The sequence below is a fragment of the Brevundimonas sp. CURTG3B2_SDJG genome, from assembly GCF_057364705.1.
Window position 1 is genome coordinate 1 of the sequence record NZ_JBNFOJ010000400.1, and the last position, 2,126, is coordinate 2,126.

Consider the following 2,126-nt stretch of genomic DNA (forward strand, 5'->3'; position numbering starts at 1 on the left):
GCTGGCGCTGGCGGGCGGACGAGGTGGAGGCCCCGGTCCCCCGCTCCAGGCCGCGTCGCTCACGCCGGCCCTCTGCCCGGATGGGGCGAGGTGGTGATCCTGGACCTCGGCCCGGGTTGGCGCGCCGTGATCGCAGGACTGGACCGGACAGACGTCGAGATCGGCGCGCGCGTCGCCGAAGGCCAGCCGCTGGGCCGGACCGGCGAGGGCGGCGAGGTCTATTTCGAACTGCGCCGCGACGAACGGCCGATCGATCCGTCTCCATGGCTGCGATAGGAACGGCGAGCGTCGTGCGCTTCCTCCGCGAATCCGCTTTCCAACCTTCGATGACGCTGATTTTATCCAGGAACCGCCGCTCGGCCACGATTTGGACGCCGCGCGCCCCGTAACTGATCCCGAGCCGCCGTCCCCGCCTGCTGAGAAGAAGACGAATGCGTAAGTTGCTGATGATCGGCGCCGCCGCCGCCACCGTGGTCGGTCTGGGCGCCGCGACCGCCGCCGGACAGACGCCTCGCAACGAGGCGTTCCGGATGATCGGCCTGTTCGGCGACGTCCTGGGCATCGTCGAGCAGGCCTATGTGGTGCCGGTCGACGACAAGAAGCTGATCGAGGCTGCGCTGCAGGGGATGATGGGCGCGCTGGACCCCCACTCCAACTACCTGCCGCCCGACGGCTACGGCGAACTGCGCGAACGGACCGAGGGCCAGTATTCGGGCGTGGGGCTGACCATCACGTCCGAAGGGGGGCTGGTGAAGATCATCTCGCCGATGGACGGCGGCCCGGCGGCCCGCGCCGGCGTCCAGGCCGGAGACGTGATCTCGTCGATCGAAGGCCAGAACGCCTCGGGCCTGACCGTCAGCCAGGTGTCCGAGAAGCTGCGCGGCGCCGTCGGCACCACCGTCAAGGTCACCTTCCTGCGCGACGGCGAGGAGCCGCGCGAAGTCAGCCTGACCCGCGAGGTCATCAAGATCGAATCCGTCACCGGTCGCGTCGAGGGCGACTTCGGCTACCTGCGCATCTCGACCTTCAACGAGAACACCGGCCGAGAATTGAATGAAACCATCGCCCGCCTGCAGCGCGAGAACCCCTCGCTGAAGGGCTATGTGCTGGACCTCCGCAACAACGGCGGCGGCCTGCTGGACGCGGCCATCGCGGTGTCGGACGCCTTCCTGGAGCGGGGCGAGATCGTCAGCCAGCGAGGCCGCAAGCCCGACCAGATCGTGCGATACGCCGCCGGCCGGGCGACCTTGCCGGCGGAAAGCCCCTGGTGGTGCTGATCAACTACGGCTCGGCGTCCGCGTCGGAAATCGTCGCCGGCGCCCTGAAGGACCATGAGCGCGCAACGGTCGTCGGCCTGACCAGCTTCGGCAAGGGCTCGGTCCAGACCGTCATCCCGCTTCGCAATGGCGCCGACGGCGCCCTGTCGATCACCACGGCCCGCTATTTCACCCCGTCCGGGGCCTCGATCCAGAAGATCGGCATCGAGCCGGACCTGGAGGTGGCCCGCAGCGAGGCCGAGGCGCGCATCGTCTCGCGCTCCAGCTTCATCTATTCCGAGGCCGCCTATGCGACGGCGCTGGACGCCTCGATCGGGGCCGAGCGCAAGGGCGCCCACACCCCGCACGAAGCGCCGGGCGAAAACTACGACAAGGACAAGGACTACCAGCTGGAGCGCGCCTTCGACGTGCTGCGCGCCGGCGGCAACCTGACCCAGCTGGCGGCGGCGCCCGAGGGGATCGTCGTCACGCCCGCCGGCACGGCGATGGCGGCGAACACGCCAGCCGAGGATCCGGCGAACTGACGGGCCCGGCCAGCGGGGCCGCAACGTGCCTAACGCGCCGTTAGGCTTTCTTAACCGACCCCCGTCAGGGTGAGCGTCGAAGGAGTCCGCCCTCGCGGGCACCGATCCCGAGCCGCCGCCCTGTCCATGTTCGCAAAACGCCAGTCCGTTCTCGCCGCCACCGCCGGAGCGCCGCCGGTGAAGACGGCCTTTAGCGATCGCCTGTCCGCTCTTGGCCGAACGTTGAGGAAGCCGCCGGTGGCCGTGGCCGCGGCGGGCGTCCTGCTGGTCGGGGCGGCCGCCTTGTTCATCACGGTCCTGGGCGACCCGCGCCGCCCGGCGCCCC

At 70.1% G+C, this 2,126-nt stretch carries 1 protein-coding gene and 1 pseudogene; both read left to right on the forward strand.

The window, feature by feature from the left end:
• Nucleotides 1–276 (forward strand): murein hydrolase activator EnvC family protein (locus AC2W7C_RS17110; protein WP_486002449.1); only part of this gene is annotated, 276 nt, incomplete at its 5' end.
• Nucleotides 277–431: 155 nt separating this feature from the next.
• Nucleotides 432–1,801, forward strand: a pseudogene (locus tag AC2W7C_RS17115) (S41 family peptidase).
• Nucleotides 1,802–2,126 lie beyond the last annotated feature (325 nt).